Annotated in this window: 17 protein-coding genes; 2 read left to right on the top strand and 15 right to left on the bottom strand. The window is 69.1% G+C overall.

Going from position 1 to position 23,382, the window contains the following annotated elements:
• Positions 1–267 precede the first annotated feature (267 nt).
• Complete coding sequence (locus tag SCAB_RS49090) at positions 268–1,821, top strand: collagen-like protein (protein ID WP_013003593.1); 1,554 nt, start codon at positions 268–270, stop codon at positions 1,819–1,821.
• A gap of 90 nt (positions 1,822–1,911) precedes the next feature.
• Here SCAB_RS49090 and SCAB_RS28700 read toward each other — a convergent pair whose 3' ends face one another.
• The 12 genes from SCAB_RS28700 to SCAB_RS28645 form a co-directional block, all read right to left on the bottom strand.
• Positions 1,912–3,381 (bottom strand): APC family permease, encoded by a 1,470-nt coding sequence (locus tag SCAB_RS28700; protein WP_013003592.1) that lies wholly within the window; start codon positions 3,379–3,381, stop codon positions 1,912–1,914.
• A 332-nt stretch (positions 3,382–3,713) separates the two neighbouring features.
• Positions 3,714–5,669: a TIGR03960 family B12-binding radical SAM protein gene (locus SCAB_RS28695; protein ID WP_013003591.1), complete on the bottom strand. Its 1,956-nt coding sequence runs from the start codon at positions 5,667–5,669 to the stop codon at positions 3,714–3,716.
• Positions 5,670–5,785: 116 nt separating this feature from the next.
• Complete coding sequence (locus SCAB_RS28690; RefSeq protein ID WP_013003590.1) at positions 5,786–7,333, bottom strand: CYTH and CHAD domain-containing protein; 1,548 nt, start codon at positions 7,331–7,333, stop codon at positions 5,786–5,788.
• Positions 7,334–7,423: 90 nt separating this feature from the next.
• Positions 7,424–8,620: a rod shape-determining protein RodA gene (gene rodA, locus SCAB_RS28685; protein WP_013003589.1), complete on the bottom strand. Its 1,197-nt coding sequence runs from the start codon at positions 8,618–8,620 to the stop codon at positions 7,424–7,426.
• A complete protein-coding gene (gene mrdA / locus SCAB_RS28680; RefSeq protein WP_013003588.1) occupies positions 8,617–10,959 on the bottom strand; it encodes a penicillin-binding protein 2 in 2,343 nt (780 codons plus the stop codon). Before mrdA ends, rodA begins: the two co-directional genes overlap by 4 nt.
• A 105-nt stretch (positions 10,960–11,064) precedes the next feature.
• Positions 11,065–11,736, bottom strand: coding sequence for a rod shape-determining protein MreD (gene mreD / locus SCAB_RS28675; RefSeq protein ID WP_013003587.1), 672 nt, complete (start codon positions 11,734–11,736; stop codon positions 11,065–11,067).
• A 28-nt stretch (positions 11,737–11,764) separates the two neighbouring features.
• Entirely contained in the window at positions 11,765–12,718 is a 954-nt protein-coding gene (gene mreC / locus SCAB_RS28670) for a rod shape-determining protein MreC (protein ID WP_013003586.1), read from the bottom strand.
• A 174-nt stretch (positions 12,719–12,892) separates the two neighbouring features.
• On the bottom strand, positions 12,893–13,912 hold the full coding sequence (locus SCAB_RS28665; RefSeq protein WP_004931372.1) for a rod shape-determining protein: 1,020 nt from the start codon (positions 13,910–13,912) through the stop codon (positions 12,893–12,895).
• Positions 13,913–14,282: 370 nt separating this feature from the next.
• Positions 14,283–14,696, bottom strand: a complete 414-nt coding sequence (gene ndk, locus SCAB_RS28660) for a nucleoside-diphosphate kinase (RefSeq protein ID WP_013003585.1) — start codon at positions 14,694–14,696, stop codon at positions 14,283–14,285.
• Between the two features lie 137 nt (positions 14,697–14,833).
• Positions 14,834–15,187 carry a DUF4233 domain-containing protein gene (locus SCAB_RS28655; RefSeq protein WP_013003584.1) on the bottom strand — a complete coding sequence of 118 codons (354 nt, stop codon included), beginning with the start codon at positions 15,185–15,187 and terminating at the stop codon, positions 14,834–14,836.
• A gap of 10 nt (positions 15,188–15,197) precedes the next feature.
• The gene (folC, locus tag SCAB_RS28650; protein ID WP_013003583.1) at positions 15,198–16,706 is read right to left on the bottom strand and encodes a bifunctional tetrahydrofolate synthase/dihydrofolate synthase; all 1,509 of its coding nucleotides are present in this window, start codon (positions 16,704–16,706) and stop codon (positions 15,198–15,200) included.
• A gap of 203 nt (positions 16,707–16,909) precedes the next feature.
• On the bottom strand, positions 16,910–19,540 hold the full coding sequence (locus SCAB_RS28645; RefSeq protein WP_013003582.1) for a valine--tRNA ligase: 2,631 nt from the start codon (positions 19,538–19,540) through the stop codon (positions 16,910–16,912).
• Between the two features lie 137 nt (positions 19,541–19,677).
• On the opposite strand from SCAB_RS28645, the gene SCAB_RS28640 reads away from it, so the two are divergent.
• Entirely contained in the window at positions 19,678–20,637 is a 960-nt protein-coding gene (locus SCAB_RS28640; protein WP_013003581.1) for a membrane protein, read from the top strand.
• A 78-nt stretch (positions 20,638–20,715) separates the two neighbouring features.
• Here SCAB_RS28640 and SCAB_RS28635 read toward each other — a convergent pair whose 3' ends face one another.
• From SCAB_RS28635 to SCAB_RS28625, 3 genes are all read right to left on the bottom strand, one after another.
• Entirely contained in the window at positions 20,716–20,982 is a 267-nt protein-coding gene (locus tag SCAB_RS28635) for a hypothetical protein (protein WP_037729633.1), read from the bottom strand.
• Between the two features lie 170 nt (positions 20,983–21,152).
• Complete coding sequence (gene clpX, locus SCAB_RS28630) at positions 21,153–22,439, bottom strand: ATP-dependent Clp protease ATP-binding subunit ClpX (protein WP_013003579.1); 1,287 nt, start codon at positions 22,437–22,439, stop codon at positions 21,153–21,155.
• A 203-nt stretch (positions 22,440–22,642) separates the two neighbouring features.
• Positions 22,643–23,323: an ATP-dependent Clp protease proteolytic subunit gene (locus SCAB_RS28625; RefSeq protein WP_013003578.1), complete on the bottom strand. Its 681-nt coding sequence runs from the start codon at positions 23,321–23,323 to the stop codon at positions 22,643–22,645.
• Positions 23,324–23,382 lie beyond the last annotated feature (59 nt).

Genomic DNA, 23,382 nt, shown 5'->3' with positions numbered 1-23,382 from the left:
GCAGAGGCAGATGGTCTGCGGCTTCACGGCTCACCGGTCCCGGGGACGTTGGAACGCTGCCCGAGCGGCCGCGTGACATATCTCCTCATATCTCACAAATGCCGGTGCACGGCGTCGAATTAGCCCACCCGTGACGGCCGGTTGGTCCGACCTGATGATCTCCTTCCCCGTCCGGGCCAGCGCGCTGGTCGGCTCGGTGGACAGGGGTGAGGCTCACGATCGAGTGAGGGGAAAAGCCCCAAACCGGTTGAAACAAGGAGCACATAGATGAGTCCTGAGCGCAGGACGATCTCACTGATAGGCCCGCTGGCTCGCGACAGGATCACCAAGGTCAGCACCTTCGCCTCGCTCGCGCTGGTAGTGACAGCCGGTCTGGCCGCCCCCGCCGTCGCCACCACACGAAACATGTCCGAACACTCCTCCGTGACGAGGTCCGACGACGAGGAATGCCCGCCCTCCGACGACCACGAGCACCACGACGAGCACGGCGGGCAGCAGGACGAGCACGACTCCTCGGCGTCCGACTGGTACGACCAGGAGGACCACGACCGCATCGCGGCCCTCGGTGGCAACGACGACGACCACTGTGAGGAAGGTCCCGGCGGTCAGACCGGCCCCCCAGGAGCGACCGGCGCCACGGGCCCGAGAGGTGAGACCGGCCCCCGGGGCGACACCGGCCCCCGAGGGGAGACCGGTCCTCAGGGCGACACCGGCGAGGCCGGCGCCACGGGTCCGACCGGTCCCACGGGAGCGGACGGCCTCACGGGCGCGACCGGGCCGACGGGAGCGGACGGTATCGCCGGGCCCACGGGACCGACGGGCGCCACCGGTATCGCCGGACCCACCGGGCCCACCGGAGCGGGAGTCACCGGAGCGACGGGGGCCACCGGAGCGACGGGAGCCACAGGGGCCACGGGCGCCACCGGAGCGGGAGTGACCGGAGCCACGGGGGCCACGGGAGCGACGGGCACGACCGGCTCCACGGGCGCCACAGGCGCCACAGGCGTCATGGGAACGACCGGTGCCACCGGGCCCGCCGGCCCCTGCTCCGACATCGACGCGGTGCAGGACTCGAAGAAGCTCGAGTTCCGGGTCGTCCTGACCAAGGGGCGGGTCTTCGCCGGCATCCGCGACCTGACGGGCGCCACCGCCCACCCGTTCCTGTGGACCGACCTCAGCACCCACCCCAACTTCCCCTCGGGCGGCCGTGATTCACAGGGCCGCCAGGTCGGCTACGCCTGCGGTGTCTCGGTCAACACCCACTCCTCCTCCGGACACGGGCAGAAGGAGACGGGCAAGGACACCGGCAAGGACCACGGCTCCGGCAGCGGGCACGACCAGGGCACGAGCACGGGCCACGGCCAGGGCACGGGCCAGAGCCACGACCAGGGCCATGCCCAGAACACGGGTCAGTACCAGAACACGGGCCAGGGTCACGCCCAGAACGCGGGCCAGGCCAACGCCCAGGACACCGGTCACGACACCGGCAAGGAGTACACCCAGGGCACCGGCCAGGACCACGGCACGGACACGGGCAAGGACCACGGCTCCGGCACCGGCAAGGACCACGGCGGTGACAAGGGTCAGGACAAGGGCGAGCACACGGGCGCCGACAAGGGCCTGGTCAAGTTCAACGTCGTCACCACCGTGGGCCAGATCTGGGAGACCACCTGCGTGCCGGTCGACACGGCACCGCACGCCACCCTGAACTGCGACGACGCCCAGGGCAACCCGCGCCCCTGGTTCAGGGTCGAACTCCAGCCCTCGGAGAGCATCATCAACGGCGGCTCCACCGTCACACCCCGCGTGACAGGCCGATAGGACACGAACAGGGGTGCCCGGAGATCGGCCGACCCGGCCTCCGGACACCCCTCACACCCGGCCCCCGCCCCACACACGTCGAACACCGGGTCAGTGCTCGAAGACACTCACATCCCCGGGCTCGGTCTCCAGCGCCGGGCGATTGAACAGCAGCAGGCCGACGAAGAACGCCCCGCCGACGACGAGCAGACCCGCCACGATCAGCACGGGAACGAGCGCTTCGGACGGCGACACCAGCACGACCAGGGAAACGAGCGTCCACACCATCGCGCAGACCGCGACCGGCAACTCGAACCGGCCGAGATCAAAAGCGCCCTTCTTGCGGTCCAACCGACGGCGCACCGCGAGGTACAGGCCGATCGTCGCGCCGTAGATGATCGCCGGAAGGATCGTGGACGCCGTGATCAGCTTCAGTAGCGCGGCGCCCGGCAGCGCGACCATCAGGACGACGCCCACAACGAGAATCAGCACCGTCGCGGGGATCGGCGTCTGCGTGCGAGGGCTGACCCGGCGCATGAGCCGGTGGGCAGGGAAGCGCCCGTCGCGCGACATCGCGAAAACCATCCGTGAACACGCGGTCATCACCACCGTCCCGGCACCGAAGAAGGCGATCGCGATGGCCGCGAGGAGCACTCTCTCCATCGGCGCCCCCAGCTGCTCACGCATGATCGCCGCGACGGGCGACTCGCTCGCGGTGATCCGGGGGATGTCCTCGATCGCGATGGTGAGGCATACCAGGAACGCGATCCCCAGTACACCGGCGGCTACAACGGACCCCACGATCGCGCGCGGAACGCTACGGAAGGGGTCCTTGGCCTCCTCGGCCAGGTTCGCCGCGGAATCGAAGCCGACCAGCGTGGCGAGGCCCATGATCATCGCGATCATCAGCCCCCCGCCGACGTCGAAGTAGTGCGGGGCATGCTCGGTGATGCCGCGCGAGGTCAGGTTGCCGGGCGCGCCATGGCCGGTGACCGCCACCGCGATGGCAAGGGCGAGCGCCACCACCACGACCAACGCCAGCTCCAGCCCCACCGCGGTCGTGTTGATCAGGCTCACGAGGCGCGTCGAGGCCACGACGACCACGGCTTGGACCAGCAGGATCACCAGGGTGATCACTCGTGCGGTGTCCTCGTCCGGCCGCAGACCCACGAGCGGCATGAACGCCTGACTGGCGAGCGCGTTGTCGATCGCCACCACGGCGATGGCCAGGTAGCAGAAGCTCAGCCAGCCGAATCCCCAGCCGACCTTCGGGTTGGCCAGCCGCGAGGCCCATTGGTAGGACGAGCCGCTGAGCGGGATGCGCCCTGCGAGCTGCGCCACCACCAGGGCCACCAGCACCTGACCCACCGTCGCGATGACCCACAGCCAGATACCGACCGGCCCCGCGTTCTGCAGCACGTCGTCGTAGGTCGAGAAGATGCCGACCGCCACCGAGATGAACGCGAACGAGACCGCGAACACCTGAAAAGAACCGAGAGTCCGCTTCAGCTCCTGCTGATAGCCCCCGAGGGCAGTGGAATCCTCATCGTCCTCGGAGCCCGGCGAAGCCGCTTCCACCACGTCGGCAACCCGCCTTTCGTCACGCCCGGCCGGCCGGCACCCTCGCACCGGCTCTCACGACCCGGGCGACCGCCTTCCCATCCGTGCCCTTCTCGCAGACCTGACACATATGCACAGCACTTGTGCACCCGGACGATCCATTCCGTCCCCCACACGGCCCTGGAAAAGCAGCGAGCCCCCGTCCCGGTCGGGAAAGGGGCTCGCAGGGTCATGCAGTCACGCCCGGCCGGTACAGACCTCAGACCCACTCCACCTCGGAAAGGATCTGCGAGTCACGTCCCGGCTCGGGCAGCGGCGTACGGGACGGCACCGGATCGAGTGCCCCTCCCACCTCAGTGAGAGTGACCACTGGTCACGGGCGCGGCACTCTTGACCGACAGCGGCAGCAGCTTCTTGCCCGTCGGGCCGATCTGGATGGACGTGTCCATCTGCGGGCAGACGCCGCAGTCGAAGCACGGGGTCCAGCGGCAGTCCTCGACCTCGGTCTCGTCGAGGGCGTCCTGCCAGTCCTCCCAGAGCCAGTCCTTGTCGAGGCCCGAGTCCAGGTGGTCCCAGGGGAGGACCTCCTCGTAGGTGCGCTCGCGCGTGGTGTACCAGTCGACGTCGACTCCGAAGGCCGGGAGCGTCTTCTCGGCGCAGGCCATCCAGCGGTCGTAGGAGAAGTGCTCGCGCCAGCCGTCGAAGCGGCCGCCGTCCTCGTAGACCGCGCGGATGACGGCGCCGATGCGACGGTCGCCGCGGGACAGCAGGCCCTCGACGATGCCCGGCTTGCCGTCGTGGTAGCGGAAGCCGATGGAGCGGCCGTACTTCTTGTCGCCGCGGATCTTGTCCCGGAGCTTTTCGAGCCGTGCGTCCGTCCCCTCGGCGGAGAGCTGCGGCGCCCACTGGAACGGGGTGTGGGGCTTGGGGACGAAGCCGCCGATGGACACCGTGCAGCGGATGTCGTTCTGGCCGGAGACCTTGCGGCCCTCGGCGATCACCTTCATCGCCATGTCGGCGATCTGGAGGACGTCCTCGTCCGTCTCCGTCGGCAGGCCGCACATGAAGTACAGCTTCACCTGGCGCCAGCCGTTGCCGTACGCGGTGGAGACCGTCCGGATCAGGTCCTCCTCCGAGACCATCTTGTTGATGACCTTGCGCATGCGCTCGGAGCCGCCCTCGGGGGCGAAGGTGAGACCGGAGCGACGGCCGTTGCGGGTCAGTTCGTTCGCGAGGTCGACGTTGAAGGCGTCCACGCGGGTCGAGGGGAGGGACAGGCCGATCTTGTCCTCCTCGTACCGGTCGGCGAGGCCCTTGGCGATGTCGCCGATCTCGCTGTGGTCGGCGGAGGAGAGGGAGAGCAGGCCGACCTCCTCGAAGCCGGTCGCCTTGAGGCCCTTGTCGACCATCTCGCCGATGCCCGTGATGGAACGCTCGCGGACCGGGCGGGTGATCATGCCCGCCTGGCAGAAACGGCAGCCGCGGGTGCAGCCGCGGAAGATCTCCACCGACATGCGCTCGTGGACCGTCTCGGCGAGCGGGACCAGGGGCTGCTTGGGGTACGGCCACTCGTCCAGGTCCATGACGGTGTGCTTGGACACCCGCCACGGGACGCCGGACCGGTTCGGTACGACGCGGCCGATGCGGCCGTCGGGCAGGTACTCCACGTCGTAGAACGCCGGGATGTACACCGATCCCGTCCTCGCGAGACGGAAGAGGACCTCCTCGCGCCCGCCGGGCCGGCCCTCCGCCTTCCACGCGCGGATGATCTCGGTCATGTCGAGCACGGCCTGTTCGCCGTCGCCGATGATCGCCGCGTCGATGAACTCGGCGATCGGCTCGGGGTTGAAGGCCGCGTGGCCGCCGGCCAGGACGATCGGGTCGTCGACCGTGCGGTCCTTGGCCTCCAGGGGGATGCCGGCCAGGTCCAGCGCGGTCAGCATATTCGTGTAGCCCAGCTCCGTGGAGAAGGACAGGCCGAACACGTCGAAGGCCTTCACCGGGCGGTGGCTGTCGACGGTGAACTGCGGGACGCCGTGCTCCCGCATCAGCGCCTCCAGGTCGGGCCAGACGCTGTACGTGCGCTCGGCCAGGACGCCCTCGCGCTCGTTCAGGACCTCGTAGAGGATCATGACGCCCTGGTTGGGCAGCCCGACCTCGTACGCGTCCGGGTACATGAGCGCCCAGCGGACGTCCGCGGACTCCCAGGGCTTGACGGTGGAGTTGAGCTCACCGCCCACGTACTGGATCGGCTTCTGCACATGCGGCAGCAGTGCCTCTAGCTGTGGGAAGACCGACTCGACAGACATCGCGGAGGTTACCTTCGTGAGCGGACGGGGGGTGACCATCTAGCGTAACGCCCCCGGAGACACCCCTCGCACGCCCGGGCTCCGGCGGCCCGGCCGCCCGGTGGGGCGGGCGCCGTCTAGAAGGGCAGGCCGTCGCGGATCTCCGCCCAGGTCGACGGCAGCGCCTCCTCCGCGCGCTCCGCCCGGCGCTCCTCCCTGCCGTACAGCACTCCGTACGTGAAGGCGCTCTCCCCCGGCGCCGCATGGGCCTGGTGGGCGAGGTCGCGCAGGGTCTCGCGGGCCATCACGCTGTCCTGGTGGTCGCCCAGGAGGCTCTGCAGGGACTTCATGTCCTTGACCAGGGCCTTGGCCGGCTTGCCCAGCAGCGGCTGCGCCGCCTCGGCCGCGTACCGGGTGCGCTTGGTCTTCTTGCGGGCCTCGTGCATGGCGAGGTCCCGGTCCGCGCCGGGCGGCTGTGCCAGGGCCTCCTCGACCAGTGCCGCCACCTTGCCGACGTCCTTGCGGACCGTCTTGGTGATCACCTTCTCGGCGTCGCCCTCGGCCGCCGCGAGCAGCGGCGGGTCGGCGAGCACGGCGTCCAGGGAGGTCAGCAGGGCCAGGTACCGCGGTCCGTCCAGCGCGTCGATCAGCTCGCGCCGGGGGCCCGTGTGGCCGTCCTGCTGCGACCAGGCGCGCAGCCGTGCGTGCACCGGGCCGGTCACCAGGGTCTCGGGCAGGGCGTCCAGTGCCTCGGTGAGCCGTTCCGTCAGGACCTCCCGGTCACGGTCGACGCCCAGCTCCCCCGCGAGCCACTTCAGCTCCTCGCCGATCGGGTCCGTGACGGTCCGGTCGAGCACCTTCCCGAACGACTTGAAGGTGCTGCGCAGCCGGCGCGTGGCGACCCGCATGCTGTGGACGGAGTCGAAGACGTCCCGGCGGACGGCGGGATCGAGTTCGACGATCGCGTCGCGCTGGACGCGGATGTAGGCGAGGACGTGGTCGCCGGGGGTGACGGGCTCGCCCGGAACCGCTGCCTCGGCCTTCTTCCCGTCCTTCTTCTGGTCCTTCTTCTTCCCCTTCTTGTTCCTGGGGGCCGTCTCCCGCAGTGCCCTGGCCAGCTTGGAGGGCGAGTCCGACGGCCGGACACCCGCCTTGCGCAGCTTCTTCTCGACCTTGTCGAGGAAGGCCGGGTCGCCGTCGTCGGCGAGTTCGACCTCGATCTCGGACCACTGGGCGGTCCGGCCGTCCTCGGTGAGCCGCTCGGCGACCACGGCGTCGACGCTGACCTCGGCGAGGAGGGTGCCGTCCGCGTCGAGGAGTTCGCTGACGTCGCGCGTGGACAGCAGACGGACCAGCGGGACCAGGTCGGCTCCCCGGACCCGGGAACGCACGAGCCCCGCGAGTTCGTCGGGCAGGGTGTCGGACAGCGGGGCCCGGATCTCGTCGCGTACCCCCGCGGAGACGGGGAGCTTCAGATGCCAGCCCGCGTCGCTGCCGCCCGTGCGGCGCCGCAGGGTGACGGCGGCGGCGGCCAGGCGCTCGTCCGGGGTGTCGTAGTAGACGGCGTCCAGCTCCGCCACGCCCTTGTCGACGACCGTCGCGACGCCGGTCACACCGGTGAGATCGGGCAGGCCGCTCTCGTCGGACTCGTACTTCCGCTCGATCTCACGCTTGGTGTCCGCCATGAAATGAATCTAGTACGCCTTCGGGCGAAGGGGCAGACCATCGCGCTGCCGCGGGAGACCGGAAGCCTGCCCCGAGGGCGGTGCGGAGCCCTATGCGGACATCGGCCGCTCCACCCGGATGGACTGCAGCAGCCCCACCGCCACCCACACCGCGAACATCGACGATCCGCCGTACGACACGAACGGCAGGGGCAGTCCCGCCACCGGCATGATGCCGAGGGTCATGCCGATGTTCTCGAAGGCCTGGAAGGCGAACCAGGCGATGATGCCGCCGGCGACGATCGTGCCGTACAGCTCGGTCGTCTCGCGGGCGATACGGCAGGCCCGCCACAGGACGACACCGAGCAGCAGGATGATCAGTCCCGCACCCACGAATCCCAGCTCCTCCCCGGCCACCGTGAAGACGAAGTCGGTCTGCTGCTCGGGCACGAACTGTCCGGTGGTCTGCGAGCCCTTGAACAGCCCGGTGCCGAGCAGTCCGCCGGAGCCGATGGCGATACGGGCCTGGTTGGTGTTGTAGCCGACGCCGGCCGGGTCCAGCTCGGGGTTGGCGAAGGCCGCGAAGCGGTTGATCTGGTACTCGTCGAGCACCCCGAGCTGCCAGACGGCGATCGCGCCCATGGCGCCCGTGCCGATGAGGCCGAGGACCCAGCGGTTGGACGCGCCGGAGGTGAGCAGGACGCCCAGGATGATGACCACCATGACCATGACCGAGCCGAGGTCGGGCATCAGCAGGACGATCAGAATCGGTACGGCGGCGAGGCCGAGGGCCTGAACGACCGTGCGGTGGTCGGGATGGGGTTTGTCTCCCGCGTCCACCCGGGCCGCCAGCAGCATCGCCATGCCCAGGATGATCGTGATCTTCACGAACTCGGAGGGCTGGAGCGAGAAGCCGCCGCCGACGACGATCCAGGCGTGGGCGCCGTTGATCGTCGCCCCCAGCGGGGTCAGCACCAGGAGGATCAGCAGGACCGAGATGCCGTACAGGATGGGGACGGCCGTGCGCAGGGTGCGGTGGCCGAGCCAGACCGTGCCGATCATCAGGGCGAAGCCGATGCCGGTGTTGAGCAGGTGCCGCAGGAGGAAGTAGTACGGATCGCCCTGGTTGAGTTCGGTGCGGTTGCGCGTCGCCGAGTAGACGAGGGCGGCACCGATCAGGGAGAGCGCGATGGCCGAGAACAGTATCGGCCAGTCGAGCCGGCGGGCGAGCGAGTCCCGGGCGAACAGCCGGGTCCAGCCGGAGCGCTCGGGACCGTACCCGGAGACGGAGAAACTGTTGCCGGTCATGGGGACGTCCTCCGCGTGAGCGTTCCGCCAAGGGTGCCGGGATACGCCGTCGCCGACCGGCGTCGACGCCGTCGCGCCGCCCGGTTGCCGCTGCCGCCGCGCGTGCCGACGATCGCCGGGGGGCCGTCGAAGGACACCGACCGGGCGGCGGGCCCGACAACGGGTCCGGCGGTGAGGGGGCCGGCGGCAACGGTCTGGGTGCCGTCCTCCTCGGCGTCCTTCTCGGTCTTCTTCGGCGGGTAGGTGCCCAGCTTCGGGCTGTCGATCGAGCCGTCGGACTCGATCTTCGGCAGACGCTTCTGCGGGGTGGGCAGCAACGCGTTCTTCTTGTTGATCTTGCCGTCCTCGGAGACTCCGTACAGCGCGTTGTAGAGCTTGCGCACGGCGGGGGCCGAGGCGCCGGAACCCGTACCACCCTGGGAGATCGTCATGACGATCGAGTAGTCCTTGGTGTACGTGGCGAACCAGGACGTCGTCTGCTTGCCGTAGACCTCGGCCGTACCGGTCTTGGCGTGCATGGGGATCTTGTCCTGCGGCCACCCCTGGAAGCGCCAGGCGGCCGTGCCGCGGGTCGCGACTCCTTCGAGGGCTTCGTCTATCTCGTCGTGCGTCTTCTTCGTCATCGGCAGCCTGCCGTGCGACTTGGGAGCGATCTCCCGCACGTTCTTGCCGTCGGCGCTGATGACGGCCTTGCCGACGGTGGGGTCGTAGAGGGTGCCGCCGTTGGAGATGGCCGCGTAGATGGTGGCCATCTGGATGGGGGTGACGAGGGTGTCGCCCTGGCCGATGGAGTAGTTGACGGAGTCACCGGCGCGCATGCGGTTGCCTTCCAGGCAGTTCTCGTACGCGATCTGCTCGGCGTACGTGCCGCCCTTCTTGCCGTACTTGCACCAGGCGTCCTTGTTGGCCTTCCAGTAGTCCAGCTTCCACTTGCGGTCCGGGATGCGGCCGGCGACCTCGTTGGGCAGGTCGATGCCGGTCTCCGCGCCGAGGCCGAACTGGTGGGCGGTCTTGTAGAACCAGTTGTGGGCGCCCTTCTTGGGCTTGATGCCTCCGTCGCGCTTCCACTCCTCGTGGGCGAGGCGGTAGAAGACGGTGTCGCAGGAGACCTCCAGGGCCTTGCCGAGGCTGATGCCGCCGTGGCTCTGGGACTCGAAGTTCTTGAAGACCTGGCCGCCGATCGAGTACGAACTGGAGCACTCGTAGGGGCCGTTGAAGGAGTAGCCGGCGTTCACCGCGGCAGCCGTCGGGACCACCTTGAAGATGGAGCCGGGGGCCGACTGGCCCTGGATGGCGCGGTTCAGCAGCGGGTAGTTGGACTTCTTGCCGGTGAGCCTGGCGTAGTCCTTGGCGGAGATGCCGCCCACCCAGGCGTTCGGGTCGTAGTCCGGGTTGGAGGCCATGGCGACGACGCGGCCGGTCTTGGCCTCCATCACGACGACGGCGCCGGAGTCGGCCTTGTAGTTGGTGCCCGTGTTGCGGTCGTTCTGCTTGCGGGCCTCCTTCATCGCCTCGTTGAGTTCGTACTCGGCGATGCGCTGCACGCGGGCGTCGACGCTGGTCACCAGGTTGGCCCCGGGCTGGGCGGGGTCCGCCTCGGCCTCACCGATGACACGGCCGAGGTTGTCGACCTCGTAGCGGGTGACGCCGGCCTTGCCGCGCAGCTCCTTGTCGTACTGGCGCTCCAGGCCGGAGCGGCCGACCTGGTCGGAGCGCAGATACGGCGAGTCGGTGTCCTGGGCCTTGGTGATCTCCTCGTCGGTGACCGGCGAGAGGTAGCCGAGCACCTGCGAGGTCCTGGAGCCGCCGGGGCTGGCGTACCGGCGGACGGCCTGGGGTTCGGCGGTGATGCCGGGGAAGTCCTCCGAGCGCTCGCGGATCTGCAGGGCCTGCTTGGCGGTGGCCTCGTCGGTGATGGGGATCGGCTGGTAGGGCGAGCCGTTCCAGCAGGGCTGGGGCGTCTCGGAGTCGCAGAGGCGGACCTTGTCCATGACGTCCTGGGGCTTCATGTCCAGGACGCCGGCCAGCTTGGTGAGGACGGCCTTGCCGTCGTCGTCCATCTTCAGCAGGTCGGTGCGGGAGGCGGAGACGACCAGCCGGGTCTCGTTGTCGGCGATCGGCACGCCCCGGGCGTCCAGGATCGAGCCGCGCACGGCGGGCTGGACGACCTGCTGGACGTGGTTGCCCGACGCCTCCTTGGCGTACGCGTCGCCCTCGCGGATCTGGAGGTACCAGAGGCGGCCGCCGAGGGTGCCGAGGAGGGAGAAGACGAGGATCTGGATGATGACGAGCCGGATCTGGACCCGTGGGGTCCGCCCGGTCTCCGGGATGTTGGTCACTGCCTGTCTCCCCCTCTCAGTGCGTGTGCGGGTGGTGCGCGGAGTGCCGGTACATGGGGTACACCGCTCGGCCGTGATCGGTTCCCGAATTCCTTTGCCCCGCCCTCACAGCCGCTTGACCCCCTTGATGCGTCCCGCCCTGGCCATCCGTGAGCGTGCGGCCTTGATGCGCAGTCCGCCGCGCTGGCTGCCGATGCGCAGTCCCGTGCCGGAGGAGAGCCAGCCGGAGGCGACGTCGGAGGTCTTGGCGGTGCTGCCGGTCTCCGCGAGCGGGTCGTTGTCGGCGCGCCGGGCCAGCGCCATGACGCCGGGCACGACGAAGGGCGCGAGCAGCAGGTCGTAGAGCGCGGCGGTGAACAGCAGGCTGGGCAGGCCGACGTGGCGGGCCGCGTCGTCGCCGACGAGGGCGCCGACACCGGCGTACAGCAGGGTCGCGCCGAGGGCGGCCACGACGACCACGGCCATGGGGCCGGTCGCCGACTTCAGCCGGCCCGTCTCCGGCTTCGCCAGCCCGGCGAGGTAGCCGATGACGCAGAGGACCAGGGCGTACCGTCCGGCCGCGTGGTCGGCTGGGGGCGCGAGGTCGGAGAGCAGTCCGGCGCCGAAGCCGATGAGGGCGCCGCCGACATGGCCGTAGGCCAGGGCGAGGCCGAGCACGGTGAGGAGCACCAGGTCCGGTACGGCACCCGGGAGATGGAGTCTGGCGAGGACGCTCACCTGGATCACCAGGGCGACGATCACCAGGGTCGTGGAGAGCAGCATCCGGTTGAAGCGCATCAGGGGGTCAGCTCCTACTGTCCTACGTCTACTGCTCTTGCGGCTGTCCGTCGGCGTCTTCGGCGAGTTCGTCCGCGCCGGGGGTGACCGTCACCGTCACGGTCGGGGTGGGCGTGGCCTTCGGCCGGTTCGGCAGGACGGTGTCGCGCGGGTCCTTGCGGGGCGGCTGGACGACGACGCCGACGATGTCGAGCCGGGTGAAGGAGACGAACGGTTTGACGTAGATCGTGCGGGTGAGGTCGCCGCCGGAGGGGTCGACGCGGGAGACGAGGCCGACCGGGACGCCCGGTACGAACGGCTTGTCGGCCTGCGAGCCGAAGGTGACGAGGCGGTCGCCCGCCTTCACCTTGGCCTTGCCGTTGAGGAGTTCGACGCGCAGGGGACGGTCGCCCTGGCCGGAGGCGAAACCGAGTTCGTCGGTGGACTCCATACGGGTGCCGACGGTGAAGTCGGGGTCGTTGGCGAGGAGCACGGTCGCGGTGTTCGGGCCGACGGTGGTGACGCGGCCCACGAGCCCGTCGCCGTTGAGGACGGTCATGTCGCGGGTGATGCCGTCGTCGCGGCCGATGTCGATGGTGACGGTCCAGGAGAAGCCCTGGGCCGCTCCTATGGCGATGACCTCGGCGCCCTTGATGCCGTAGCGGCCGTTCGCGGCCGTCCTGAGGATCTTGTCGAGCTGCTTGCTCCGGCTGCGGTTGCGGTCGTCGCTGCCGAGGGACGCCTTCAGTTCGGCGTTCTCCTTCTCCAGCGCGGCGAGGCGGTCGTGGCGGGAGCCCGAGTCCCGGACGGCGCTTATGGCGTTGCCGATGGGGTCCACGGCGGTCGACACGCCGTCCTCGATCGGGCCGAAGACGGTGGCGGCTCCACGTCGGGCACCGTCGACCGGTGAGTCCTCCCCGCCGCGGATGTCGACCGTGATCAGCGCGAACGCGACGGCGATCAGCAGCACCAGGAGCAGCCGGCTCTCTCGTGTGTCCCTCACGTGCGGCGGCCGTGCCTTCCTCATAGGAATTCGACAGGAATGGGGGAATTCGGGTAGCCCCTGGGAATCCCGGGACGGGAACGACAGGGGCGCTTTGTGGGAGCTTATGCCTCGATATCAACGATCCGCCGCACGAGAAGAGAACGTCCCGTACGGCGGAATCGAAGTGTTACCTCATCTGCGGGGCTGGGCGTCGAGCACCTGCTGCAATGCCTCGAACTCCTCGACGCACTTGCCGGAGCCGAGCGCCACGCTGTCCAGCGGGTCCTCGGCGATGTGGATCGGCATTCCGGTCTCCCGGCGCAGCCGCTCGTCGAGCCCGCGGAGCAGGGCGCCGCCGCCGGTCAGGACGATGCCGCGGTCCATGATGTCGCCGGAGAGTTCCGGCGGGCACTTGTCGAGGGTCGTCTTGACGGCGTCGACGATGGCGTTGACGGGTTCCTCGATCGCCTTCCGCACTTCCGCGGCGGAGATGACGACGGTCTTGGGCAGCCCGGACACCAGGTCCCGGCCGCGGATCTCGGTGTGTTCGTCAGCGTCGAGGTCGTACGCCGAACCGATCGTGATCTTGATCTGTTCGGCCGTCCGCTCACCGAGGAGGAGCGAGTACTCCTTCTTGATGTGCTGGATGATCGCGTTGTCCAGCTCGTCGCCCGCGACGCGGATGGACTGGGCGGTGACGATGCCGCCGAGGGAGATGACCGCGACCTCCGTGGTGCCGCCGCCGATGTCCACCACCATGTTGCCCGTGGCCTCGTGGACCGGCAGGCCGGAGCCGATGGCCGCGGCCATGGGCTCCTCGATGATGTGCACCTGACGGGCGCCCGCCTGGGAGGATGCCTCGATGACGGCGCGGCGCTCGACACCGGTGATGCCGGACGGCACGCAGACGACGACCCGGGGACGGGCGAGATACCGCCGCTTGTGGATCTTCAGGATGAAGTAGCGGAGCATCCGCTCGGTGATCTCGAAGTCGGCGATGACACCGTCCTTCAGCGGACGTACGGCAACGATGTTGCCCGGGGTCCGCCCGATCATCTTCTTGGCCTCCGCGCCGACCGCGAGAATTCCACCGGTGTTGGTGTTGATCGCGACGACGGACGGCTCGTTCAGTACGATCCCGCGACCCCTGACGTACACCAGCGTGTTGGCGGTCCCGAGGTCGACAGCCATGTCACGGCCGATGAACGACATTGAGTTCCCCATCAGGATTCGTGTGGCCTTCCCCAGTGGAGCACTGACGGCTTTTGAGAGCTTTTCAGGCTTTTCGGGTCGGCGAAGTGGGTGCTGTGACGTGAAGGCTTACATCGTAGTCTCGCCCGCACGAACACTGCGCGAGGGTCTTCGCCATTGTGGGCATGCGATGCGCCGCCTCGCCTGTGGAGACGATCCATCGGGGGTGCGCGTTCCCCCGATCGCCGCGCGTATGCCGTTGTACGGCCGGATTCTGCACGGGTCGGCTGGTCAACAGGGGTAGGCCGGATGGGTGGTGGCCGAGTGTCACCAGCAGGGTAAGGGCGGCGGGGACGGGACTGATCACCGGCCCCCGCCGTCGGGCATGTCGCTACGCGCGCCCGGGGAAGAAGATCTTCACCTCGCGCTCGGCGGACTCCTCGGAGTCCGACGCGTGGATCAGGTTCTCGCGCACGATCACGCCGAAGTCGCCACGGATGGAACCGGGCTGCGCGGCGATCGGGTCGGTCGGGCCGGCCAGCGCCCGCACCCCTTCGATGACCCGCTCACCCTCGACGATCAGCGCGACGACCGGCCCGGACGACATGAACGCGACGAGCGGCTCGTAGAACGGCTTGCCCTTGTGCTCGCCGTAGTGCTGCTCCAGCGTGTCCTGGTCCAGGGTCCGCTGCTCCAGCGCGGTGATCTGCCAGCCGGCCTTCCGCTCGATACGGCTGATGATCTCGCCGGTCAGGCCACGCCGGACGGCGTCGGGCTTGAGCAGGACGAGGGTGCGCTGGCTCACGGTGGTGACTCCTTCAATTCACACGGGTGCGGAGCTCAGAGGCTACAGGGCGCGTCCGGCCCGGTGTCACGCAGCGTCAGGAAGGCCGGGCAGCGCGCCCGGGCCTCACCCCACCGCGGCCAGGAAGGAGCGCCGGCCTAGGAGGCTCCGGCCTCGGCGGACGTCTGGGCCGCGAACCGGGCCTTCGCCTCGTCGACCTTCCGCCCGAAGTGGACCGAGGCCCACCACAGGGCGGCGAAGACCGCGCCCATGAAGAACATGGTCGGAACGACGAAACCGGAGAGGATCAGCGCGATCTGCAGCGCCCAGCCGAGCTGGACGCCGCCGGGCCGGGTGACGAGGCCGCAGAGCACGACGCACAGGAACATGGCGATGCCGCTGACCGTCCAGACCGTCGACATGGACAGGTCCGGGTCCTTCATGGCGACCAGACCCGCGAAGCCGATCACGAAGAACTCGCCGATCAGGGTCGAAGCACAGAGAGTACGCATGTCGTGGAACTCAGCCCTTCCCCAGCAGCAGCCGGGCCTCGCCGACGGTGATGACGGAACCGGTGACGAGCACGCCGCCGCCCGTGAACTCGCCCTCCTCCTCGGCGAGCGTGATCGCCGCCTCCAGGGCGTCCGGCAGCCGCGGCTCGACCTGCACCCGCTCCTCCCCGAACACCTCGACCGCGATCCCGGCCAGCTCGTCGGCGTCCATCGCGCGATGGCTGGTGTTCTGCGTGATCACGACCTCGGCGAAGATCGGCTCGAAGGCCTCCAGGAGACCCCGGACGTTCTTGTCGCCGCTGGCGCCGACCACACCGATGAGCCGGCTGAAGTCGAACGCCTCTCCGACAGCCTCGGCCGTGGCCCGGGCGCCGGCCGGGTTGTGGGCCGCGTCGAGCACGACGGTCGGGGACCGGCGTACGACCTCCAGCCGGCCCGGGGACGAGACCGCCGCGAACGCCTTGCGGACCGTGTCGATGTCGAGCGGCTCGGGGCGCTGCGAGCCGACGCCGAAGAACGCCTCGACGGCGGCGAGCGCCACGGCCGCGTTGTGCGCCTGGTACGGGCCGTGCAGCGGGAGATAGACCTCGGGGTACTCGCCGCCCAGCCCGCGCAGGGTGAGCATCTGCCCGCCGACCGCGACCTGCCGTGCCACGACACCGAACTCCAGGCCCTCCCGGGCCACCGTCGCGTCGACCTCCACGGCCTTCTTCAGCATCACCTGCGCCGCGTCCACCGGCTGCTGCGCCAGGATCACGGTCGCGTCCTGCTTGACGATCCCGGACTTCTCCACGGCGATCTCGGCGGGTGTCGTCCCCAGCCGGTCGGTGTGGTCGAGGTCGATGGGGGTGACCACGGCCACGTCCCCGTCGATGACGTTGGTGGCGTCCCAGGTGCCGCCCATGCCGACCTCGACGACCGCCACGTCCACGGGCGCGTCGGCGAAGGCGGCGTACGCCATGCCGGTCAGCACCTCGAAGAAGGAGAGCCGGTACTCCTGCGCCGCGTCGACCATCTCGATGTACGGCTTGATGTCCTCGTACGTCTCGACGAAGCGCTCGGCGGAGATGGGGGCGCCGTCCAGGCTGATGCGCTCGGTGATCGACTGGACGTGCGGGGAGGTGTACCGGCCGGTGCGCAGTTCGAAGGCACCGAGGAGGGCCTCGATCATGCGGGCGGTGGAGGTCTTGCCGTTGGTGCCGGTGATGTGGATGGAGGGGTACGAGCGCTGGGGCTCGCCCAGGACGTCCATCAGGGCGGCGATCCGGGTGACCGAGGGCTCCAGCTTGGTCTCGCCCCAGCGGCCGGCCAGTTCCGTCTCGACCGCGCGCAGCGCCTTGTCGACGGCCGGGTCGGCGGGGCGGGCCGGTACGTCGGCCTGCGCCGCGCCGCCCTGGGCACGCAGGGTGCGACTGCCGGCCTCGATCACCGCGAGGTCCGGATCCCGGTCGGTCTCCGCGGCGATGATCTCCTCGAACGGGTCGATCGGGTCGGGCTGCGTGTCACTGCGTTCGCTCACGGGGCCAGTCTACGAGTTTGGCTCTGCCGGGCTGTGGGCGCCTCATGGGGTGGGGGTACGGGCCTTCGGGCGGCTGCGGGTGAGTGGGGGTCGCTCGCGCAGTTCCCCGCGCCCCTTGGGAAACCGGCGCTCGCCAGGCGCCCCGACGCGGCAGAAGGCCCCGGTGCCGGGAAGCACCGGGGCCTTCGTATACGTACGGACCGCTACGCCTGCGGCAGGCGGTCCAGCTGGGCGGCGATGCGGGCGATATCCTCGTCCGCCTTGGCGAGGCGGCCGCGGATCTTGTCGACCACCTGATCGGGGGCCTTCGCGAGGAACGCCTCGTTGCCGAGCTTGGCCGTGGCCTGGGCCTTCTCCTTCTCGGCCGCCGCGAGGTCCTTGGCCAGGCGCTTGCGCTCGGCGGCGACGTCGATGACACCGGAGAGGTCGAGCGCGACCTCGGCGCCCGCCACCGGCAGGGTCGCGGTGGCCGCGAAGCCCTCGCCCTCGGGCTGGAGGCGCAGGAGTTGGCGGATGGCGGCCTCGTGCGGGGCGAGGACCGTACCGTCGAGCGTGAGGCGGGCCGGGACGCGCTGACCGGGCTGGAGGCCCTGGTCGGCGCGGAAGCGGCGGACCTCGGTGACGACCTGCTGGACGAGCTCGATCTCGCGCTCGGCGGCGTCGTCGCGGAAGCCGCTGTCCTGGGGCCAGTCGGCGATGACCAGGGACTCTCCACCCGTCAGCGTGGTCCACAGGGTGTCCGTGACGAACGGGACGACCGGGTGGAGCAGGCGCAGCGTGACGTCCAGGACCTCGCCCAGGACGCGCTTGCTGACCTCGGCCGGCTCGCCGCCCGCCTGGAACGTCGTCTTGGACAGCTCGACGTACCAGTCGAAGACCTCGTCCCACGCGAAGTGGAACAGGGCGTCACTGAGCTTGGCGAACTGATAGTCCTCGTAGTACGCGTCGACCTGCTCGACCGTCTCGTTCAGACGGGCGAGGATCCAGCGGTCGGTCGCCGAGAGCTTCGATGCCTCCGGCAGCGGCCCCTCCACCGTCGCGCCGTTCATCAGCGCGAAGCGGGTCGCGTTCCAGATCTTGTTGGCGAAGTTCCGGGAGGCCTGGACCCATTCCTCGCCGATCGGGACGTCGGTGCCCGGGTTGGCGCCGCGCGCGAGGGTGAAGCGGAGCGCGTCGGAGCCGTACTTGTCCATCCAGTCGAGCGGGTCGACGACGTTGCCGAAGGACTTCGACATCTTCTTGCCGCGCTCGTCGCGGACCAGACCGGTCAGGGCGATGGTCTTGAAGGGGACCTCGCCGTCCATGGCGTAGAGGCCGAACATCATCATCCGGGCGACCCAGAAGAAGATGATGTCGTGGCCGGTGAGCAGGACGTCGGTGGAGTAGAACTTCCGCAGATCCTCGGTCTGTTCGGGCCAGCCGAGCGTGGAGAAGGGCCACAGGCCGGAGGAGAACCAGGTGTCGAGGACGTCGGTGTCCTGGGTCCAGCCCTCGGCCTCCGTGCCGGGCGGCTGCTCGTCGGGGCCGACGCAGACCGTCTCGCCGTCCGGGCCGTACCAGACGGGGATGCGGTGGCCCCACCACAGCTGGCGCGAGATGCACCAGTCGTACATGTTGTCGACCCAGTCGAAGTAGCGCTTCGACATGTCCTCGGGGTGGATCTTGACCCGGCCGTCGCGGACCGCGTCGCCGGCAGCCTTGGCCAGGGGGCCGACCTTGACCCACCACTGCATGGACAGCCGCGGCTCGACCGTGGTCTTGCAGCGCGAGCAGTGGCCGACGGAGTGCATGTAGGGGCGCTTCTCGGCGACGATGCGGCCCTGTTCCTTGAGGGCGCCGACGACGGCCGAGCGGGCCTCGAAGCGGTCCAGGCCGATGAAGGGGCCATGGACAGTGATCACGCCGTGTTCGTCCATGATCGTCAAAGACGGCAGGTCGTGGCGGCGGCCGATCTCGAAGTCGTTCGGGTCGTGCGCCGGGGTCACCTTGACCGCGCCGGTGCCGAACTCCGGGTCGACGTGGGTGTCGGCGACGACCGGGATGGAGCGGTCGGTGAGCGGCAGCTTGATCAGCTTGCCGATGAGGTGCCGGTACCGCTCGTCGTCCGGGTGGACGGCGACGGCGGTGTCACCGAGCATCGTCTCCGCGCGCGTGGTGGCGACGACGAGGCTGTCGTCCCCCTCGCCGTAGCGGATGGAGACCAGTTCGCCGGCGTCCTCCTGGTGCTCGACCTCGATGTCGGAGATCGCGGTGAGACAGCGCGGACACCAGTTGATGATGCGCTCGGCGCGGTAGATCAACTCGTCGTCGTAGAGCCGCTTGAAGATGGTCTGGACGGCCTTGGAGAGGCCCTCGTCCATGGTGAACCGCTCGCGGTCCCAGTCGACGCCGTCGCCGAGGCGGCGCATCTGGCCGAGGATCTTGCCGCCGTACTCCTCCTTCCACTGCCAGACGCGCTCGACGAACTCCTCGCGCCCCAAGTCGTGGCGGGACTTGCCCTCTTCGGCGAGCTGCTGCTCGACCTTGTTCTGGGTGGCGATGCCGGCGTGGTCCATGCCGGGGAGCCACAGCGACTCGTACCCCTGCATGCGCTTACGCCTGGTCAGGGCGTCCATGAGGGTGTGCTGGAAGGCGTGCCCGAGGTGCAGGCTGCCGGTGACGTTCGGCGGCGGGATGACGATGGTGTACGCGGGCTTGTCGCTCTTGGCGTCGGCCGCGAAGTAACCACGCTCTACCCAGCGCTCGTACAGCGCCCCCTCTACATCGGCCGGCGCGTACTGGGTCGGCAGATCGGTGGCGGGCGCTGGAGGCTGCTGCTGAGCGTTCTCGGTCACCCGCCCAGTTTAGGGGTGTCACGGGGTGGTCCCGAAACCCGATTCTTCCGTAACGGTGTGGGCCCCGGTGCGTGGGACCCATCGTGTTTGCGCCAGGATGTCAGGAACACATAAGCATCTGGAGGGGAACCCAGACCATGAGTTACAACCAGCCGGGCCCATACGGTGGGCAGCCCCAGCAGCCCGGCCCGTACGGTCAGCCGGGCGGCCAGCCGGGCCCCTACGGCCAGCAGCCGCCGCAGGCCGCCCCCCAGCCCGGCTACGGCTACCCCCAGCAGGCGCCGCCGGCGCAGCCGGGTTACGGGTACCCCCAGCAGGCCCCCCAGGGCGTTCCGCCCCAGACCCCGCCCTACGGCCAGCCCCAGGCCCCGTACGGCCAGCAGCCGTACCCCACCGTGCCGCAGCCGCCGGTTCCCTCGGGCGGCGGTGGCAAGAAGGTCGGCATCATCCTGGGCGCGGTCGCCGTTGTGGCGGCGGTGGCGGTGGGCGCGTACTTCGTCCTGGGCGGAAGCGGCAGCGGCGCGGACATCGCGGACGACGGCCCGCACAAGCTGACCACGCCGGCGACTGTTCTGGGGGACTACAAGAAGCACAGCGGCGCCGGCGACGAGATGACCACCGAGGAGCTGAAGAAGGCCGAGGCTTTCGGCATCAAGAGCCCCAAGGACGTCAGCGCCAACTACCAGTCGGGGGACGAGAGCAACCCCCTGGCCGGGAAGGCGATCACGTACGGCGGCGTCTACGGCGAGATCGAGGACCCGGAGAAGGCGGTCGACAGCTTCCTCGCCATGCAGAAGGAAGAGGCCGAGAAGAACGACATCACCTTCGTCGGCGAGGCCGAGGAGTACACGCCGGACTCGCTCGACGGCGCCATCATGAAGTGCCAGAAGGCGAAGGGGAAGCTGGGCGAGAGCGAGACGACGAGCGGCGGACCGAGCGAGATGAACCTGGTCTACTGCGTGTGGGGCGACCACAGCACTCTTGGTTTCGTGATGCCCATGGAGTACTCGGATCTCGCGGCCGGCAAGTCGACCGATCCGAACGAGGCCGCCGAGACCGCCGCCAAGCTCCGCAAGGAAGTTCGCGTCGCGGTCTGACATCCTCGCACGTGACGAGGGGCACCCGACCCGGGGTGCCCCTCCGTTGCTTCCGGCCTCAGCCGCAAGCAGGTCGGCTCAGGCCAACGTGCATGCCCTGTTGGCGTGTCCGGCCCTCACACCGACGTCCTGCAGCTTGACTATGCACACGGGATGGAATCCGATGACGCTGTGGTAACCGCACGCGCTGGTCACCACCGGACCCACCCTGTACCCCTTGTCCTTGAGGTACTCGACGCAGTCGAACGCATCAGCGTGCGCCGTGCCTGCTGCCGCCACCGGCACTATTCCCGCCGCCGCGGCCACGCCCAGGGCCGCCAGGAAGCGTCTTACCTTCATCGTCATGATCCTTCCTTCACCGCCCCGGAGTGGTCGGTCCCGGGGCAGCACCAGAAGATCACTTGAGGTGCTCATGACACTAGAGCCTGCGGGTGCACGCAGCCTGATCTGGATGATGACTGACTGAAAAGAGCACCCGACTCCCGTCGGGTGCTCTTTCGGTAAGTGCCCGGCGGCTACGCCGTCTTCTGCTCCCCCGGTCCCCGCCCCCGCGCGTCCCGGGGGATCAGGGTCGGGTTGACGTTGGAGCGGACCACGTCGGCCGTGATGACGACTCGGGCGACGTCCTTGCGGGACGGGACCTCGTACATGACCGACATCAGGACCTCCTCCATGATGGCGCGCAGGCCGCGCGCGCCGGTCTGGCGGAGGATGGCCTGGTCGGCGATGGCTTCGAGGGCCTCGCGCTCGAAGTCCAGCTCCACGCCGTCGAGTTCGAACAGGCGCTGGTACTGCTTCACCAGCGCGTTGCGCGGCTCGATGAGGATCTGGAGCAGTGCCTCACGGTCCAGGTTGTGGACCGAGGTGATGACGGGCAGACGGCCGATGAACTCCGGGATCATGCCGAACTTGACCAGGTCCTCCGGCATGACGGCCTCGAACTGGTCCTTGGACTCCAGCTCGCGCTTGGAGCGGATCGTCGCGCCGAAGCCGATGCCCTTCGCGCCGGCCCGGGATTCGATGATCTTCTCCAGGCCGGAGAAGGCGCCGCCCACGATGAACAGGACGTTCGTCGTGTCGATCTGGATGAACTCCTGGTGCGGGTGCTTGCGGCCGCCCTGCGGCGGGACCGACGCCGTGGTGCCCTCCAGGATCTTCAACAGGGCCTGCTGGACGCCCTCGCCCGACACGTCACGTGTGATGGAGGGGTTTTCACTCTTCCGCGCGACCTTGTCGATCTCGTCGATGTAGATGATCCCGGTCTCGGCCTTCTTGACGTCGTAGTCGGCCGCCTGGATGAGCTTCAGCAGGATGTTCTCGACGTCCTCGCCGACATACCCCGCCTCCGTCAGCGCCGTCGCGTCCGCGATCGCGAACGGGACGTTCAGCATGCGCGCGAGGGTCTGTGCGAGGAGGGTCTTGCCCGAGCCCGTGGGGCCCAGCAGCAGGATGTTGGACTTCGCCAACTCGATGGCGTCCTCGCGGCTTTGGCCGCCGCCGTTCTCACCGGCCTGGACGCGCTTGTAGTGGTTGTACACGGCCACGGAGAGCGCCTTCTTGGCCGCCTCCTGGCCCACCACGTAGCCCTCGAGGAACTCGTAGATCTCGCGGGGCTTCGGGAGTTCCTCCCAGCGGACCTCACTGGTCTCCGCGAGTTCTTCCTCGATGATCTCGTTGCAGAGGTCGATGCACTCGTCGCAGATGTACACACCGGGCCCTGCGATGAGCTTCTTGACCTGCTTCTGGCTCTTGCCGCAGAACGAGCACTTGAGCAGATCGCCGCCGTCACCGATGCGTGCCACGGTGTGCTTCCCCTTCGCCTGGGAGTCGACTGGACGATTGGAATCCAGCGGCTCCTGGTGCTGCCTTATGTCGACGGTACCTTGCCGGGCCCCTCGTTCGGGCCCCCCTTGGCACGGTTCGCTTTGACGTGCACCTTGTCGTGCACTGGGTCAAATGGTGCCAACCATGCCAAGGGGCGGCAGACGATACATCCTTTTCGCGGTCAGCGGACGTTGTTGTTGTTCATCTTGCGCGTGGAGATGATCTGGTCGATCAGGCCGTACGACAGCGCGTCCTCGGCCGTGAGGATCTTGTCGCGCTCGATGTCCTCGCGGATCTTCTCGATCGGCGTGGTGGAGTGCTTGGCCAGCATGTCCTCCAGCTGCCCACGCATCCGGAGGATCTCGTTGGCGGCGATCTCCAGGTCGGAGACCTGACCGCGGCCCGTCTCGCTGTACGGCTGGTGGATCAGGACGCGGGCGTTCGGCAGCGCCATGCGCTTGCCCGGCGTACCGGCGGCGAGCAGGATCGCGGCGGCGGAGGCCGCCTGGCCCATGCAGACCGTCTGGATGTCGGGCTTCACGAACTGCATCGTGTCGTAGATCGCGGTGAGCGCCGTGAAGGAGCCGCCGGGGCTGTTGATGTAGACGGAGATGTCCCGGTCGGGGTCCATCGACTCCAGGCACAGCAGCTGCGCCATGACGTCGTTGGCGGAGGCGTCGTCGATCTGCACCCCGAGGAAGATCACCCGCTCCTCGAAGAGCTTCGCGTACGGGTCGTACTCACGGATGCCCTGCGAGGTGCGCTCGACGAAGCGCGGGATGACGTAACGGGACTCGGCCGTCGGGCCCGAGTACTGGGAGCGTGCGCCGTCGTAGAGGCCGCTGCCGGGGAAGTCGTTCACTGTGGTCTCCTGGGAGCCTGAGAGGGGCTGAGGCGGTCGGCTGGGGGCTTCGCGGGGGT

It is taken from the genome of Streptomyces scabiei 87.22, from assembly GCF_000091305.1.
GTDB classification, from domain to species: domain Bacteria; phylum Actinomycetota; class Actinomycetes; order Streptomycetales; family Streptomycetaceae; genus Streptomyces; species Streptomyces scabiei.
The sequence above is the reverse complement of the archived record's forward strand: the minus strand, read 5'-3'. Positions and strand labels throughout refer to the sequence as shown.